The organism is Rheinheimera sp. EpRS3, assembly GCF_001513785.1.
In the GTDB taxonomy this organism is placed as follows: Bacteria; Pseudomonadota; Gammaproteobacteria; order Enterobacterales; family Alteromonadaceae; genus Alishewanella.
In genome coordinates this window covers 344,634-360,035 of the sequence record NZ_LNQS01000008.1, presented here as the reverse complement: position 1 = coordinate 360,035, position 15,402 = coordinate 344,634, and the positions used below count along the sequence as shown (strand labels likewise).

Genomic DNA, 15,402 nt, shown 5'->3' with positions numbered 1-15,402 from the left:
CGGCTTCAGGTAAGATCGGTGGGGTCAACGTCCAGTTGCCATTTTACTTTTCGGCTTAATGGCCAGCTGTGCAGCTGTTGCAGCATATTATCCAGCGCACTGTGCAGCTGTGGCCTGCCTGTGCTGTACAATTGCAATTGCCAGCGGTATTTACCGGCCCGGCGCTCCAGTGGTGCCGGTATTGGGCCCAGTAGTTGTAAGCCGCTAAACTGACGGCTGTAGTCGGCCAATTGCTGCAGCCATTGCTGGCAAAGATCAGACTGATGCGCCTCGGCGCGAAACAGTGCCAGATGCTGAAAGGGCGGCAAACGGGTTTGCTCGCGCTCTTTCAGCGCACTGCGGGCAAAAGACGCATAACCGTTATTAATAATATCCTGCAGTAAAACATGTTCCGGGTAATGGGTTTGCAGCAGCACTTTACCGCCGCTGCTGCCACGGCCTGCGCGGCCGGCTACTTGCGTAAGTAACTGCGCCAGTTGTTCGGGGGCACGAAAATCGCTGCTGTACAGCGCGCCGTCAACGTCAACAATCACCACCAGGCTGACATTAGGAAAATGATGGCCCTTGGCCAGCATCTGGGTGCCGACAATCAGCCTGGCACCGCTTTGATGAATATCATCCAGTGCCCGGTGCAGCGCGCCTTTGCGGCGTGTGCTGTCACGGTCAAGCCGGGTAATGGCCACACCCGCAAATAACTGCTGCAGGTTTTCCTCTAATTGTTCGGTGCCCTGGCCCAACGGTTTTAGCTGGGTGCTGCCGCAACTGCCGCACTGGCGCGGCACGGCTTTGCTGGCGCCACAATGGTGGCACACTAACTGGCGGCTTTGTTTATGGTAGGTAGTAAAAGCGCTGCAGCGATGGCATTCGGTTAGCCAGCCGCATTCCTGGCAGCTTAGTGCCGGGGCAAAGCCGCGCCGGTTTAAAAACAACATCACCTGCAGGCCTAAATCTAATTGTTTTTTTATTTGTGCCAGCGTTTGGCTGGCCAGGCCAAACTGCAATACCTGCTGTTTTAAATCGACCAGTTCAAACACCGGTAAGGCCTGGCCTGCTGCACGGTCTGGCAGCGGTAAGTGGATAAAACGTTTATTCAGTGTGTTGTGCAGGCTTTCCAGGCTGGGGGTAGCTGAGCCCAACAGAATAGGGCAGTGCTGCAGCGCCGCGCGCTTAATGGCTAAATCGCGGGCGTGATAGCGAAAACCGTCCTGCTGTTTTAATGACTGGTCATGTTCTTCATCAATAATAATCAGCCCCAGGCGGTAAAAGGGTAAAAACAGTGCCGAACGGGTGCCGATAATAATAGCCGCGGCGCCGGTGCTGGCCTGCAGCCAGCAATGTAAGCGCTCGCTATCGCTAAGTGCAGAGTGCCAGCAGAGCACCGGAACATCAAACCGCGCCTGAAACCGTGCCAGTGTCTGCGGCGTTAAGCCAATTTCCGGCACTATCACCAATACCTGCTGTTGCTGATTAAGCAAGCCGGCAATGCTTTGCAGGTACACTTCGGTTTTCCCCGAGCCGGTAACACCTTCGAGCAATAAGCGTTCAAAGCGGCCGCAGGCCTGGTCAACTGCTGTAACCGCCAATGCCTGGGCGCTGGTAAGTTTAAGGCCTGTAGCGGGTTTTAGCGGTGCAGTAAAAGGTACCGGTGGCACAATCAGCTCTTCTGCCAGCTGTTTATCCAGTAACTGTTTTAAGGTGGCGCGGCTATGTTGCTGCAACAGCACTGATTCGGTTAACTGATGGCTTTGCAGTGCCTGCCACAGCGCACTTTGTTTGGCCGAGCGCTTTAATGCTGTAGCACTGAGTTGCTGGCCTGCAGTGGTCAGGCGATAGGCTTTAGGTTGGTAGTCTGTTAAGTTACGGCCTTCGCGCAGCAAAGCTGGCAGGGCGCTGATTAACACTTCACCAAGCGGGTAATGGTAATATTCAGCCGCAAAGCTTAGCAACTGGCACAGTAACGGTGGCAGCACCGGCGTGGTGTCGAGCAGTTGCAGTACGGTTTTTAGTTTGCTGGCATCAAAGCCATCGTCAGGTGCAAGTTGCCAGATAATGCCTACCAACTGGCGGTTACCAAAAGGCACAAGTACACGACAGCCAATCTGACAAGGTTGATCAGAGGCAATAAGGTAGTCAAAGTGTTGTCTTAGCGGCACCGGCAGAGCCACGCGTACTACAGTCACAACAGGGTCCTGTTAAATAGCAGCCTTCAAGTGTAAGGACAGCCCGGTTAAATGCCAAGTAAAACAAAATTTATTGCACCGGTGCATAAGCTGTTGCAACTTTTGTGGCTATCTATTAAGCTACGCGCCCTTAATTAACTGTAATTACGTATGGTGTCTGGCAACAATTTGACCAGATAGCGATACGGCCTAACGAGGTAACCCATGAAGCCAGGTATTCACCCAGAATATAAAGAGATTACTGCAACTTGTACTTGCGGTAATGCATTCAAAACTAAATCAGCACTGTGCAAAGACATCCACCTGGACGTTTGCTCAGCTTGCCACCCGTTTTATACCGGTAAGCAAAAAGTGTTAGACGTAGGCGGCCGTGTAGATCGCTTCAAAAAACGTTTCTCTGTACTGGGCAACCGTTAATCGGTTCTGTTACAGCAAAACAGAAAAAAGCACCTGCGGGTGCTTTTTTTGTGCCTGTAATTTGTGTCAGATGAGGAATTTATATTCAATATTGCTAAAAGAAATGTCGTTTGTCTGTCGTAATTGTTATAACAACTACTGGGTGCGACTAAAGTGGTATAGCCAGATAAACCATTTTGCGCTGGTACGATCAGACTGATTAAGGTTCTCTTACCGCTGGCAGCTCTTTAGAATAAGCCTCCCTCAGACGTAACTGTATAACAATAACTTTACGCTAAGCCCTACAACAAACGGCAGGATAAACAGATGTCAGATTTCAGAGAACAAGCACTGCGTTACCACGCAGAACCCACACCCGGCAAAATCAGTATTGAGATCAGCAAACCGGCCGAAACCGTTACTGATCTGGCTCTGGCCTACAGCCCTGGTGTGGCTGAGCCGGTACGCGAAATAGCTGCTGATATCGACAATGTGTACAAGTACACCGCCAAAGGCAATTTGGTGGCTGTAATTACTAATGGCACGGCTATTTTAGGCCTGGGTAATTTAGGGCCTATGGCCTCGAAGCCGGTAATGGAAGGTAAGGCATTGCTGTTTAAGCGTTTTGCTAACCTGGATTCGATTGATATTGAAGTAACACACCGCACCACAGAAGAGTTTATCAATACTGTCGCCAATATTGCCGACACCTTTGGCGGCATAAACCTTGAGGATATCAAAGCGCCGGAGTGCTTTGAAATTGAAAAAGAGCTGATTAAACGCTGCAAAATTCCGGTATTTCATGACGATCAGCACGGTACTGCTATTGTCACAGCCGCTGGCATGTTAAACGCACTGGAAATTCAGGGTAAAGATATTAAAAACGCAATTATTGTCTGTATGGGCGCAGGTGCAGCGGCTATTGCCTGTATGGAACTGCTGATTAAATGCGGTGCTCAGCGTGAACATATTTATATGCTGGATACTAAAGGTGTTATTCACACCCGCCGTGATGACCTAAACCAGTACAAGCTGCTGTTTGCCAACAATACTGATAAACGCACATTAGAAGATGCTTTAAACGGTGCTGATGTATTTGTTGGGGTGTCTGGCCCGGACGTATTACCGCCAGAGGCGTTAAAGTTAATGGCCGACAAGCCGGTTATTTTTGCCTGCTCGAATCCGGATCCGGAAATTAAGCCTGAGCTGGCCCATGCGATGCGCGACGATATTATTATGGCTACCGGCCGTTCAGATTATCCGAACCAGGTAAATAACGTGCTGTGTTTTCCATTTATTTTCCGCGGTGCTTTAGATGTACGCGCCAGTGTTATTAACGATGAAATGAAACTGGCGGCGGTAAATGCGATTAGGGCTATTGCTAAAGAGGCTGTGCCGCAGGAAGTGTTAACTGCCGCTAAGGTTGACCAGCTTAGTTTTGGTAAAACCTACATTATTCCTAAACCGATGGACCCGCGCCTGTTACCACGGGTTGCTCTGGCGGTTGCACATGCCGCAGTGGCATCCGGGGTGGCAAGGTTACCGTTGCCGGAAAACTACTATAGTTAATTGCCAGACTTAACTGCCATACCTAACCAGCGCAGTTAACATGCTGCAGAAACAGAACACCCGCCAACTGGCGGGTGTTCTGTTTGTTATTCTTCGTCGCTGTCAGCTTCAATAATAACCGGAATCGGTTTGCCCATGCTGGTTAAGATCTGGCGTACTTCTGCAGGGATCTGGTGCGGGTTATCTTTACGTAAATCTTCATCGGCTGGCAGTGGCTGGCCGGTAAATGCATGCAGAAACGCTTCGCATAATAATTCACTGTTGGTTGCATGTCGCAGGTTGTTTACCTGGCGGCGGGTGCGCTCATCTGTCAGCACTTTTAATACGTTCAGCGGAATAGATACGGTGATTTTTTTTACGAGTTCTGATTTTTTACCGTGTTCCGCGTACGGGTGAATATATTCCCCATTCCACTTAGCCATATGGTTACCTTGTATTAGTCATTATGTTGTATTGCTTTTCGCAAGTGGCGAAATTCTATCTTGTTATGCCGCGCAGTCAAATAGTGTACAACAAATAATGATTATAGACGGCTAAATGGTTTGACATCTTTATTTCTATCATTATACTTTTAGACGTCTAAACATCTAAATGAGGTTTCCCATGTCAAAGCGCCACGCCGCGACTATCGCTGCCCGGGCCGGTATCGCTCAGGACTCTGCTCATGCTGCGGTTACACCACCGCTGTATTTAACCTCAACTTATGAATTAAGAGCTTTTAAACAACCCGGCCCGTACGATTATTCACGCTCGAATAACCCGACACGGGATTTACTGGCCGAAACGCTGGCTGAGCTGGAAGGCGGGGTAAAAGCCATAGTGACCAGCACCGGCATGTCTGCCTGCCTGTTGGCACTGCAACTGCTGACACCGGATGATACGCTGGTGATCCCGCATGACTGCTACGGCGGTAGTTACCGGTTGTTTATTAACCTGGCACAGCGTAAGCGTGCTTTTAACCTGTTGGTGGTAAATTTTCAGCAAGCTGGCTGGGCTGAGCAAATCCGGGCTGTTAAACCGAAAATGATCTGGCTGGAAACGCCGTCTAACCCGTTATTGCAAATTACTGATGTGCGCGCAGTATGTGATTTGGCCAAAGTATTACAAGCATTGGTGGTGGTGGATAACACCTTTTTATCGCCGATATTACAGCAACCTCTGGCGCTGGGTGCCGATATCGTCGTGCATTCCACCACCAAGTATATTAATGGTCACAGCGATATTGTCGGTGGTGTGCTGATTGCAAAATCGCAGCAACTGGGCGATGAATTAAAATGGTGGGCTAATTGCCTGGGCATTACCGGTGCACCTTTTGACAGCTATATGACGCTGCGCGGCCTGCGTACACTGGAACCGCGGTTGCGTTTGCAGCAGGACAATACCGCCCGGGTAGTCGATTTTCTGGCAAAGCAGCCACTGGTGGCTAAAGTGTATTACCCCGGGCTGCCGCAGCATCCAGGCCATGCTATTGCTAAAGCCCAGCAAAGCGGCTTTGGTGCGATGTGCAGTTTTGATTTGGCCGCTGACGAAGCCTTACTGCCGGTGTTTTTCTCTGCACTGCGTTTATTTACCTTGGCCCAGTCATTGGGGGGTATTGAAAGTCTGGTGTGCCATCCGGGTACTATGACGCATGCATCAATGGATGCCGCCGCACAGAAAACTGCCGGTATCGGCGCTACGTTAATCCGTCTGTCGGTAGGTATTGAAAACGCTGATGATTTGCTGGCCGATTTACAACAGGCTTTTAACGCTGTGGCGCAACATAATCAGCAGAATCATCAGCAACAGCTTAACCAGCAGACTGACAGGTTAAAGCAACAGAATGAACAGCAACAGCAGCAGTTTCGGCTTAACCCGGCGCTCAGCGCTTTTTGGTAATACATGCTTTTGGTAATACATAATGCAAATTGAAGTGAAACAACAAATTAGCCCGGCAGCTCAGGTACATAAATTTGGCGGCAGCAGCTTAGCCAGTGCGCAGCGTTTTAGTGCTGTGGCCGATATTCTGCAACAGCAAAACCTGCAGCAAGCGCTGTGGGTGGTGGTGTCTGCGCCGGGCGATACTACCGATGCTTTACTGCATATTATTGCTTGTGCTGATGACACCGCCGCCCGCGACCAGGCTCTGGCCAGCTTGCAGCAACAGCTAAACCAATTGGTGGCCGAAACACTAACCGCAGCGGCGGCCACAACAGTGCAGACCCAATTGCAACACTGGTTAGCTGATGTACCAGAGGCACTGGCGCAGCAGCGGATAAATGATGTGCTGGCAATTGGTGAGCGCTTATCGGCTTCATTATTAAGCGAGCTAATAAAGCAGCGCGGGCTTAATGCTACTGCGTTGGATGCCCGTGATTTTCTACGTTTAAAGCAGCATCAGCCAGACTGGGCAGCATCAGCATCATTGCTGGCTGAATATACACAGCCAGACTGTATTCATATCGTTACCGGTTATATCGCCCGTGACGACAAAGGCCGCAGTATTACACTGGGCCGCAATGGCAGCGATTATTCTGCCACTTTGTTAGGTGCGCTGGTGCAGGCCGGTGAAGTAACGATCTGGACTGACGTTAAAGCTATTTATAGCGCCGATCCGCGCAAAGTTGCCTGTGCCATACCTTATAAGCAGGTGAGCTGGCAGCAGGCATGTCAGTTGGCGCAGCTGGGTAACCCGGTGTTGCATGCCCGCACTTTAGCACCATTAACCGGCACCGACACCGTATTGCAGGTACGCAGCAGCTATGAACCTGCGCAAGGTGGCTGTTGCGTGGCGCAGCCAGACATTACACAGCCTGGCGCTGCGCAACAGGGTTTTATTACTGAACTGAATGACGTGACCTTATTAACACTTCATCAGGACACGGCCGTTACTGCACAGAGGCTGGCGTTAGAGCTGCAGCAGCCGGTAATTGCACTGCCACAACAAGGTGACAACCTGTGCTGGTTGTTACCGGCGGCCTGTGCAGAGCAGGCACTGGCCTGGCTGGCAGAATTAAACGTACATGCAGTATGGGATACACAGCAATACTACGCCGTGGCATGGCTAAAAGCCGATCAGACAGAGCAGGCGGCACCGGCTGATCAACTGCTGCAGCAACATGGGGTATTGCATCGCTATGAAAACACCCAGCAACTAATTTGGTTGCTGGCTGAGCCCTTGTCGGCTGCGGTATTACAGCAATTGCATCAACAGTTAATTTTGCAAAAGCCAGTGTTACAACTGGTGGTGGCCGGTACTGGCAACGTTGGCGCTGAGTTTCTCTCTATGCTGGCAACGCAACAGCAACGCTTTGCCGCTAAGCTTAAACTGAATTTGGCCGCTGTACTGAACTCACGCCGTGCAGTGCTGGCAGACAGCGTAATGCCCGCTGACTGGCAAACCGCACTGGCCGCAGGTGACAACTGGCATGCAGAGCAACTAACCGCTTATTTGCAGGCCTTGCCGGCACCTAAAGTGCTGATAGATATTACCCCCAGTGGTGACTTTGCCCGTTTATACCCTGTGTTTATTGCTGCAGGTTGCGATATTATCAGCGCCAATAAACAGGGTGTAACTTTGCCAGGTGCTGAGTATCAGCAAATTAAACAGGCATTGGCACAGCATCAGCGACAATGGCTGAGCAACACCACCTGCGGTGCCGGTATACCGGTGCAGCGTACCTTGCAGGAATTATTAAGTGCCGGCGATCAAATAGCAGAGGTCAGCGGTATTTTCTCCGGTACGCTGTCGTGGTTATTATGTCAGTATGATGGCAGCAAACCGTTCTCAGATTTTGTGCTGGAAGCGCAGCAGGCCGGGTTAACCGAGCCGGACCCGCGCGATGATTTATCCGGCAAAGATGTACAGCGTAAGTTACTGGTACTGGCACGCGAGCTGGGTGTAACACTGGAGCTGGACGACATTAAATTGCAGCCCTTATTACCTGAGGGGCTGGAGCACGGCAACTGGCAGGATTTCTGGGCGAAGCGTGGCGTCCTTGATACAGAGCTTTCAGCAGTGTTTGCTAAGGCAAAAGCTCAGGGCGAGGTGTTGCGTTATGTGGCTGTTTTATCGCTGGAGCCTGGCAAAGTAAGTGCTAGTGTGTCACTGCAACAGGTTAGTCAGCAACATGCACTGGCAGCGATAGCACCTTGCGATAACGTCTTTGTTATCCGCTCTGGCTGGTACAATGCTAACCCGCTGGTATTAAAAGGCCCGGGTGCTGGCCGGGTAGTTACTGCCGGTGGTTTGCATGCCGATCTGGCTGTACTGGTTAATCAACTTATTGGCAAGGCCACTGCGCCTGCCTTACTGACGTAACAGAAAGAGAATCGTTATGGCATTTGCAAATGCACAATATTTAGACGCAATTAACCGTAACTTGCAGGATGTGGAAGGCAAGGTTAACGTCAGTTTTGAGTTTTTTCCGCCGAAAACGCCACAAATGGAACAAACCCTGTGGCAGTCAATTGAACGGCTTGCGCCGCTGGCGCCGTCTTTTGTGTCGGTAACCTATGGCGCTAATTCTGGTGAGCGTGACCGTACCCACGATATTATTAAGTCGATTAAACAGCGCACCGGCTTAATTGCGGCACCGCATTTAACCTGCGTCGATGCTACCAAGGACGATTTAATTGCTATTGCCAAAGACTATTGGCAAAACGGTATTCGCCATATCGTAGCACTGCGCGGTGATTTACCGCCCGGCAATACGTCAAAGCCAGATTTATATGCAGCAGATTTGGTAGAAATACTGCGCTCAGTGGCCGACTTTGATATCTCGGTAGCTGCATACCCTGAAATGCACCCGGAAGCACCTAATACGCAGTTTGACTTGCTTAATTTAAAGCGCAAAGTTGATGCCGGAGCGTCACGCGCTATTACACAGTTTTTCTTTGATGCAGAGAAATTTTTGCGCTATCGCGATCGCTGTGCGGCGATCGGCATTGATGTAGATATCGTGCCGGGTATTTTACCGGTAACTAATTTTCAGCAACTGAAGAAATTTGCGGCTCTGACTAACGTAGCGGTGCCAAATTGGATGCATAAAGCCTATGAGGGCCTGGAAAACGATGCCACCACCCGTAATTTGGTCGCCGCTAACATTGCCATGGAAATGGTGAAGGTATTAAGCCGTGAAGGCGTGGATCACTTTCATTTTTATACGCTTAACCGCAGCGAACTGAGTTACGCTATTTGCCATCTACTGGGAGTAAGGCCACAAGCTGCTGTTTAACCTGCTCTGACACACCTGTGCCCGTGATTAAGCGGGCTTTTTTCATTAACAAATGGACTTTTGCCGGGTTGGCGCCAACTGAAAATTGGGGTAATCTGAGCAGCATTATTGCTTTAGCAATTGCTTAATGAACAGGGATGAGTAGTAATGTCTGAAGTTCTCAGCTGGCGCTGTGTTGCCAGACACTCATTAATGCGCCATAGCTGGCTGGCACTACTGATGTTGTTGTGCAGCTGCGCAAGCCTTTTTGCCAGTGCCAGCCCGGCCAAACTAAGCAATTATTTTCAGGAAAGCTGGACCACCCGCGACGGCCTGCCGCACAACACCATAAACAGTATCAGCCAAAGCGAAGATGGTTATCTTTGGATAGCCACCTGGGAAGGTATTGCCCGCTTTAATGGCCGGGAGTTTAGTATTTTGGGCCGTGGGCCGCAGACAGGCCTGCCTGATTCCGGTATCAGAGCGCTGCGTAAAGATAATGCCGGCAACCTGTTGGTAGTGGGCGCGCGCGGCGGTTTTATCCGGCGTGTGGATAACAGCTGGCAAAGCTGGCCGGCGTTTAATGTTTTACTAAATGCCGTAGTTGAAGACAAACATGGCATGTTCTGGCTGGCCAGCGAGGGGGAAGGCTTGTTCCGCCAGGCACCGGATGGCAGCCGCAAGCAATATACCCAGGCTGATGGTTTACCCAGTGATGTTGTACACAGCTTAATGGTTGATAGTGTTGGCCGGCTGTGGATGGGTTCTGGTCGTGGCCTGGCCTGGTTGGATACAACACAGCCGCAGCCGCAAATAGTGGTAGTAGAGGACATACCTGCCGTGCCGGTATTTGTGTTAGCTCAGTATAACGACAAAGTGTTGGCAGGGACCGAGCGTGGCTTATTTAGCTGGCAAAATGGCCAAAGTGCATTGCTCAATGCTGCCTTAGCCGATTTACCGGTTTCATCATTGTTGTTAAGCAATGAGCAAATCTGGATTGGTACCACTGACCGTGGTTTGCTTCGTTACAGTGAGCAGGGGCTGGAGCAACTAACTATCGCCGGTGGCTTGCCAAATAACCGTATTTTATCGTTGTATCTGGATCGCGAGCAAAGTGTGTGGGTAGGCACTAACGGTGGCTTATTCCGTTTACGCGACGCACCTTTTATTACTTACACCGCCGAACTTGGGCTTGCCGGGGACTATGTGCGCAGTGTAATGGCGCACAGCGACGGCTCAGTTTGGATTGGCAGCAGCCAGGGTGTTAGCCGGTTGGCGGGGCGGCAGCTGGAAACACTGGATTTGTCTGCTGCCAGCCGCGGCCAGTCGGTATTAAGCCTGGCCGAGGCTACAGATGGCTCGGTATGGATTGGTACCTACACCGACGGCGTGCTGCTGTGGCAGGACGGTAAAATTGTCCGGCGGCTGGACCGGCAAAGTGGTTTGTTGGCCAATGAAATCCGTGCGCTGTTAGCGGCAAAAGACGGCGGGCTCTGGGTAGGAACAGCGCAGGGGCTTAACTATGTCGGCACTGACGGCATCAAAAACTTTACCACCACAGAGGGATTACCGGCACCGTTTATTATGGCGTTGTACCAGCACAGCGATGGCAGGTTGTTTATTGGTACCGGGGCTGGTGTGGCTATTATGCAGCCAGATGGCAGCATAATGCCGGTTGATTTCAGCAATCTGGACGGGGCGGAATACGCTTTTGGTTTTGCATTGGATAGCGGTGCTGATGCCATTTGGATGACAACCGACCGCGGCCTGGTTCACTACTCATTGAGCAGCGGCGAGTTAAAAATGTTGGGCCGAAATGTCGGCTTGCCGTTTGATAAGTTGTTTCAGGTGGTGATCGACAGACAACAGCACCTGTGGATCAGCAGTAACAGGGGCATACTGCGGCTGGAACGAGAGCATATTGCTGCAGTACTAAGTGGTGAGCGGCATCAACTTGACTATGAGTTATTTGGTGAAGGTGATGGCATGCAAAGTGCTCAGGCAAATGGTGGTTCTATGCCTGCTGCTACATTAGCACAGGACGGTGCTGTCTGGTTTGCTACCTCCAAAGGTGCCAGTATGGTGCAGCCGCAGGTGTTAAAACGCTTTGCGGCAAATATTCCGCCGATAGTGATCGAAAGCCTGAAAGTTAATGGCACTGAAAGACAGTTAACCTCTTCAATTCAGTTAGCTGCAGGGGTTAACCGGCTGGAATTTGCCTTTGCCGGGCTGGGTTTTGTTATGCCACAGCGTATTCAATATCGAACCAGGTTGCAGGGGTTCGATTCTGACTGGGTGGAGCGGGGTTCACAAAACGTGGCCGAGTACACCAACCTGCCACCAGGAGAGTATCGCTTTTTAGTCAGTGCAGCTTATCCGCAAGGCGGCTGGAGCGAACATGAAGCCAGCTTAAGCTTCACCATTTTTCCTTATATCTGGCAAAGGCCGGGTTTCTGGCTGGCGATAATAGGTTTGGTCACATTGCTGGGCCTGATAATGTTGCGCTGGCGTCTTAACGCTTTGCGCCGGCGTGAGCAATTATTACGTTGGCAGGTAGCGGAAAAAACCGTTGAATTACAGCAGCAGGCCGATCATTTAAAAGCGATAGATCAGGAACGTTCAGCTCTGTTGATACAATTAAAACGCCAGGCCGAAGAATTTGAGCAACAGGCACGGCGTGATGCGTTAACGGGGCTGGCGAACCGGCGCGCGTTTGATGAAGCACTGGCGCGTGAGTGCGCGCGCTCACGGCGTAATAATTTACCACTTTGCCTGGTGCTGTTGGATATAGATCATTTTAAACAGGTAAACGACAGTTACAGCCATAGCATTGGTGATGAAATACTCAAGTTGGTGGCCGCAGAAATTAGCAGCCATTGCCGGGCCGACGACACGGTAGCGCGCTGGGGGGGGGAAGAGTTTGCCATATTGTTGCCTAATACCACGGTAAAGGTGGCGCAGGATATTTGCGAACGAATGCGTCAGGCGATTATGCAGATTGATTGTGCAGTTTTTGCAGCAAACCTGCGTATTACAGTAAGTATGGGCATTGCTGAGTTTGCCGGAGAGGCACACTATGATAAGTTATTGTCACGTTCTGACAGCGCACTGTATAAAGCAAAGCAAAATGGCCGCAACAGGGTAGATGTTGCTGTTTAAGCATTATTACCATGAACTGTTTTGTATAAAAATTCACAAAAACAGAATAATAATTCTTGAAACTGCATGGCGGCCGTTCTACACTAGCGGCTGTTTCGTGCTATACCTATACGTTATTTACTGTTCGAGAGCCGTATCCGATGTTATCAACTGACAAATCTTCTTCTTTAGTACGCAGCATTGTATTAGGTGCTGCCGGTTACAGCGGTGCTGAACTGGCAGTGATTTTAGCGCGCAATCCCTATTTTGAACTTTGTGGTGCCTATGCTTCTGCCGGGCGCAGTGCAGAGCCGTTTTCTTCTTTGTATCCGCGTTACAAACAGCAGCTGGATATTCTGGTTCAGCCGTGGACGGATGAGCTGGCTGCAGGCTTAAACGGCAAAATTGATGTGGCTTTTTTAGCGCTGCCGCATGAAGCCAGCGAAGCGGTAACGCCGCTATTACTGGCACAAGGTATCGATGTGGTGGATTTATCCGGTGCTTTCCGGTTAAAGCAACCGCAGCTGTATCCGCAGTATTATGGTTATGAGCATCAGCATCCTGAACTGTTAGAAGAAGCGGTGTATTCCTTAATGGAATGGCAGAACACGCCATTGCCGCGGTTAATTTCTGTGCCTGGCTGTTATCCGACAGCCTGTACTTTAGCGCTGTTGCCACTGATTAAAGCCGGTTTGGTGGCAGATAACTGTATTCCTGTAATCAACGCTACCAGCGGTGTTTCCGGTGCAGGCCGTAAGGCGGCACTTAGCACCTCATTTTGTGAAGTCGGCTTAAATGCCTATGGCTTTTTTAAACATCGCCACCGGCCGGAAATAGAGCAAAACCTGGGCCGCAAAGTGGTGTTTACGCCGCATCTGGGCAACTTTAAACGCGGCATTCTGGCCACCAGTGTGGTAACGCTAAAAGCCGGCGTTACGCCAGAGCAGGTAAGTGCTGCCTTTACTAACGCCTATAACGGTAAGCCGTTAGTGCGTTTAGTGTCGCACTCACCTAATGTCGCCGATGTAGCCGGTACACCATATTGTGATATTTACTGGCAGCAGGATGGCGAGCAATTGGTGGTGGTATCAGCTATTGATAACCTGTTAAAAGGTGCAGCAGCTCAGGCGATGCAAGCGGCTAACGTGCGTTTTGCTAAGCCGGAAACCGCCGGTTTATTTGCCGGGGTGAGCCATGAATAATACCCCTCTGGTACTGAAAATGGGCGGCCGCCTGTTGCAGGATGACAGCGCGCTGGATGCCTTGCTGGCAGTGTGTGCTGAATTAAAGCAGCAGTATCCGCTGGTGCTGGTGCACGGCGGCGGCGATCAGGTTGATCAGTGGCTGGCCAAATTTGGTTTTCACACTGAAAAACTCGATGGCCAGCGTATTTCACCTGCTGAGCAAATGCCGGTGATCGCCGGTGCTTTAGCCGGTGCCGTTAATACGCACATGGTAGCGCGTGCCTCATTACAGGGTTTAAAGCCAGTCGGGTTAACGCTGTCTGCCGGTAACAGCTGCCGCTTTGAATTAAATACCAAACTGGGAGCTGTTGGCGTGGCTAAACCACAAGACGGCAGCTTATTACAAAATTTATTGTCTGCCGGTTTTACACCGGTATTCAGCTCGGTTGGTCATGGCGAGCAGGCGCAATTATTAAATGTAAATGCCGATTTAGCTGCTGCCGCTATTTGTCAGCTGGTACAGGGGCAATTGGTGTTGCTGACCGACGTGCCGGGTATTTTAGATGGCGAAGGTAAGCTTATCAGTGAGCTTAATGGAGCTCAGGCGGCAGAATTAGTCACCCAAGGTATTATCAAGGGTGGTATGAAAGTAAAACTGGATGCCGCTTTAGACACCGCTCAGGCACTGCGACGAAGTATCACCGTCGCGGGCTGGCAACACCCGCAAGATTTGTTAAATCTGATGCGACAGCAAGCAGTAGGCACGCGCATCGTCTGTTAGTCCCTTAAACAAGGATGCCGCACTGGCGGCAGATCAGCTGAAAATGAGTAAACTGAACCAACTATTGAGTCTGGCTGAATTAAGCCCGGCAACGCTTAACGATTTGCTGAATTTAGCGTTGAATGTAAAGCAGCAACCGCAGAAATACACTCAGGCGCTGGCGGGCAAAAGCATAGCGCTGATTTTTGAGAAGCCATCGCTGCGTACCCGCGTTAGTTTTGATGTGGGTATTTATAAGCTCGGTGGCCACAGTGTGTATCTGGATCAGCAAAACGGCGCTATGGGTAAACGCGAAACCGTCGCCGATTTTGGCCGTAATCTGGCCTGCTGGACCGATGCCATAGTGGCGCGGGTCTTCTCGCAGCAAACACTGGAGCAACTGGCACAGGCCAGCCATAAACCGGTGATTAACGCGCTGAGCGATTTATATCACCCATGCCAGGCGCTGGCTGATTTACTGGCGCTAAAAGAGCGCTTTGGCGATCTGAGCAAAGTGCATCTGGCTTATGTCGGTGATGGCAACAATGTCTGCCATTCGCTGATGATTGGCGCCGCGCTTAGCGGTATGAAGATGACAGTGGTAACGCCACAAGGCTTTTCACCGGATGCCCAGGTGCTGCTGAATGTGCAGAAAATTGCTGCCGACACCGGCGCTGTGCTGGAGCTGAGCCCGCATTTATCCGCCGCCGCCGGCGCCGATGCTATCTATACTGATACCTGGCTATCGATGGGCGATAAAGCCGATCCTGAACTTATTGAGCGGGTGTTTAAGCCGTATCAGATCAATACCGCCGTGATGCAACGGCTGGCGGTAAAATATTTTATGCACTGTTTACCAGCGCACCGTGAGCACGAGGTTACCAGCGAGGTACTCGACAGCGAGGCGTCACTTGTATTACTGCAGGCGGAAAACCGCATGCATGCCCAGAATGCCGTATTAATCAGTTTATTTGCGTGAG

Annotated in this window: 11 protein-coding genes; 9 read left to right on the top strand and 2 right to left on the bottom strand. The window is 50.7% G+C overall.

Annotated elements, in window-relative coordinates; translation table 11 throughout:
• Positions 1–5: 5 nt before the first annotated feature.
• A complete protein-coding gene (gene priA / locus AR688_RS10255; protein ID WP_068232911.1) occupies positions 6–2,180 on the bottom strand; it encodes a primosomal protein N' in 2,175 nt (724 codons plus the stop codon).
• A 204-nt stretch (positions 2,181–2,384) separates the two neighbouring features.
• Here priA and rpmE point away from each other — a divergent pair, with 204 nt between their 5' ends.
• Together rpmE and AR688_RS10245 are read left to right on the top strand one after the other, a co-directional pair.
• Entirely contained in the window at positions 2,385–2,597 is a 213-nt protein-coding gene (rpmE, locus tag AR688_RS10250) for a 50S ribosomal protein L31 (RefSeq protein WP_027670299.1), read from the top strand.
• A gap of 306 nt (positions 2,598–2,903) precedes the next feature.
• Positions 2,904–4,145 carry a malic enzyme-like NAD(P)-binding protein gene (locus AR688_RS10245; protein WP_068232908.1) on the top strand — a complete coding sequence of 414 codons (1,242 nt, stop codon included), beginning with the start codon at positions 2,904–2,906 and terminating at the stop codon, positions 4,143–4,145.
• 86 nt (positions 4,146–4,231) lie between these two features.
• Here the strand turns inward: AR688_RS10245 and metJ are convergent, their stop codons facing one another.
• Entirely contained in the window at positions 4,232–4,567 is a 336-nt protein-coding gene (metJ, locus tag AR688_RS10240; RefSeq protein WP_008217699.1) for a met regulon transcriptional regulator MetJ, read from the bottom strand.
• Between the two features lie 181 nt (positions 4,568–4,748).
• Here metJ and metB point away from each other — a divergent pair, with 181 nt between their 5' ends.
• From metB to AR688_RS10205, 7 genes are all read left to right on the top strand, one after another.
• Positions 4,749–6,023 carry a cystathionine gamma-synthase gene (gene metB / locus AR688_RS10235; protein WP_068232906.1) on the top strand — a complete coding sequence of 425 codons (1,275 nt, stop codon included), beginning with the start codon at positions 4,749–4,751 and terminating at the stop codon, positions 6,021–6,023.
• A gap of 22 nt (positions 6,024–6,045) precedes the next feature.
• Entirely contained in the window at positions 6,046–8,445 is a 2,400-nt protein-coding gene (gene metL, locus AR688_RS10230) for a bifunctional aspartate kinase/homoserine dehydrogenase II (RefSeq protein ID WP_068232903.1), read from the top strand.
• Positions 8,446–8,461: 16 nt separating this feature from the next.
• A complete protein-coding gene (gene metF / locus AR688_RS10225; protein ID WP_068232901.1) occupies positions 8,462–9,361 on the top strand; it encodes a methylenetetrahydrofolate reductase in 900 nt (299 codons plus the stop codon).
• A 147-nt stretch (positions 9,362–9,508) separates the two neighbouring features.
• Positions 9,509–12,499: a diguanylate cyclase gene (locus tag AR688_RS10220; protein ID WP_231732033.1), complete on the top strand. Its 2,991-nt coding sequence runs from the start codon at positions 9,509–9,511 to the stop codon at positions 12,497–12,499.
• A 140-nt stretch (positions 12,500–12,639) separates the two neighbouring features.
• Positions 12,640–13,680, top strand: a complete 1,041-nt coding sequence (gene argC, locus AR688_RS10215) for an N-acetyl-gamma-glutamyl-phosphate reductase (protein ID WP_068232897.1) — start codon at positions 12,640–12,642, stop codon at positions 13,678–13,680.
• Positions 13,673–14,443, top strand: a complete 771-nt coding sequence (gene argB / locus AR688_RS10210) for an acetylglutamate kinase (protein ID WP_068232894.1) — start codon at positions 13,673–13,675, stop codon at positions 14,441–14,443. Before argC ends, argB begins: the two co-directional genes overlap by 8 nt.
• A gap of 43 nt (positions 14,444–14,486) precedes the next feature.
• Positions 14,487–15,401, top strand: a complete 915-nt coding sequence (locus AR688_RS10205; protein ID WP_068232891.1) for an ornithine carbamoyltransferase — start codon at positions 14,487–14,489, stop codon at positions 15,399–15,401.
• The last annotated feature ends 1 nt before the right edge of the window (position 15,402 follow it).

What these genes read in the sequence shown, in the direction of transcription:
- metJ (WP_008217699.1), bottom strand. Translation starts at nt 4,567, where the DNA reads ATGGCTAAGTGGAATGGGGAATATATTCACCCGTACGCGGAACACGGT.
- rpmE (WP_027670299.1), top strand. Translation starts at nt 2,385, where the DNA reads ATGAAGCCAGGTATTCACCCAGAATATAAAGAGATTACTGCAACTTGT.
- metF (WP_068232901.1), top strand. Translation starts at nt 8,462, where the DNA reads ATGGCATTTGCAAATGCACAATATTTAGACGCAATTAACCGTAACTTG.
- metB (WP_068232906.1), top strand. Translation starts at nt 4,749, where the DNA reads ATGTCAAAGCGCCACGCCGCGACTATCGCTGCCCGGGCCGGTATCGCT.
- argC (WP_068232897.1), top strand. Translation starts at nt 12,640, where the DNA reads ATGTTATCAACTGACAAATCTTCTTCTTTAGTACGCAGCATTGTATTA.
- AR688_RS10245 (WP_068232908.1), top strand. Translation starts at nt 2,904, where the DNA reads ATGTCAGATTTCAGAGAACAAGCACTGCGTTACCACGCAGAACCCACA.
- metL (WP_068232903.1), top strand. Translation starts at nt 6,046, where the DNA reads ATGCAAATTGAAGTGAAACAACAAATTAGCCCGGCAGCTCAGGTACAT.
- argB (WP_068232894.1), top strand. Translation starts at nt 13,673, where the DNA reads ATGAATAATACCCCTCTGGTACTGAAAATGGGCGGCCGCCTGTTGCAG.
- AR688_RS10220 (WP_231732033.1), top strand. Translation starts at nt 9,509, where the DNA reads ATGTCTGAAGTTCTCAGCTGGCGCTGTGTTGCCAGACACTCATTAATG.
- AR688_RS10205 (WP_068232891.1), top strand. Translation starts at nt 14,487, where the DNA reads ATGAGTAAACTGAACCAACTATTGAGTCTGGCTGAATTAAGCCCGGCA.